This window comes from Acidiferrimicrobium sp. IK, assembly GCF_025499425.1.
In the GTDB taxonomy this organism is placed as follows: Bacteria; Actinomycetota; Acidimicrobiia; order Acidimicrobiales; family Palsa-688; genus Acidiferrimicrobium.
Genome location: NZ_JAIMCB010000044.1, coordinates 1 through 1069, shown reverse-complemented (window position 1 = coordinate 1069; position 1069 = coordinate 1). Strand labels below are relative to the sequence as shown.

1 protein-coding gene is annotated in these 1069 nt (G+C 71.0%); it reads left to right on the top strand.

Features of this window, described 5'->3' with window-relative positions; all coding sequences use genetic code 11:
• Window positions 1-17 precede the first annotated feature (17 nt).
• Window positions 18-1064 carry a tyrosine-type recombinase/integrase gene (locus K6U06_RS24470; RefSeq protein WP_262324611.1) on the top strand — a complete coding sequence of 349 codons (1047 nt, stop codon included), beginning with the start codon at window positions 18-20 and terminating at the stop codon, window positions 1062-1064.
• The last annotated feature ends 5 nt before the right edge of the window (window positions 1065-1069 follow it).

The window sequence follows — 1069 nt, the reverse complement described above, 5'->3', positions numbered from 1 at the left end:
CTTCGAGGAGCACGCTCATGGGACTCAAGGTTGTTGTTGTGGATGGCGGTCACCGTCTTGGCGGGGGTGGTCCGGTCGACGATCTGGCGAACCGTTACCTGGGCCATCTCGCCGTGCGGAGGTTCTCGCCGGGGACGGTGCGAGGTTACGCGTTCGACTTGTTGAACTTCTCCCGGTTCCTCGCCGAGCGCCGCTTGGCGCTCGGCGAGGTGAGGGCGTCGGATCTGTTCGACTGGCTGGAGTGGCAGGCGCAGCGGCCGCCGGGCGGCAAGGTGATACAGCTCGGTGCGGCACGTGGCCCAGCGCCGGCCACGATCAACCGGCGGGTGGCGGCGGTGCGAGGACTGTTCGAGTACGCGGTGATCGTCGGCGAGGTCGAGGTCAGCCCGGTGCCCGCGGCGCGTCGGGCTACGGGGTGGCGGGCACCCAGGCGGGGGATGCTCGCCCATGTCGGGCCGGGCCGCCCTCGTGGGGGTGGCCGTCTGGTCCGCCAGTCTCGTCGGCTGCCAGAGAGCGTCGACCTGGCCGACGTCGGCGCGTTCATCGCCGATCTGGCCACTCACCGGGATCGGTCGATCGCTTTGGTGATGGTGCTCGGCGGTCTGCGTGCCGGTGAGGTCCGCTCGCTGCTCCTCGCGGATGTGGATATGGGACTCGGCCGGGTCAGGGTCGTCGGCAAGGGCGGCCGGGAGCGGGTGGTGCCGGTCGACCGGGCGTTCTTCGCCGAGACGGCTGCCTATCTGGCTGGCGAGCGGCCGGCGGGTTGCTCGACCCCGCAGTGTTTTGTGGTGTTACGCGGGCCGACCGCCGGCGGGGCGATGACCGAGGCGGGACTGCGGAAGATCTTCCGTTCGCATCGGGTGACCTCAGGAGCGCCCCGGGTGCGCCCGCACCGGCTCCGGCACACCTACGGCACTGAGCTCGCCGCTGCGGGCGTGGACCTGCTGGTCCTACGAGAACTGATGGGGCATGTCTCGCCGGAGACCACTGCTGGCTACGTGCACCTCTCGGCTGACGCGATCGCCGCGGAGTACGCGGCGGTCCGGGCGAGGGCGGCCCGGTGACCCCC

Bases quoted from the DNA above. Each gene is read 5' to 3' on its own strand.
- K6U06_RS24470 (WP_262324611.1), top strand. From the start codon at position 18: ATGGGACTCAAGGTTGTTGTTGTGGATGGCGGTCACCGTCTTGGCGGG.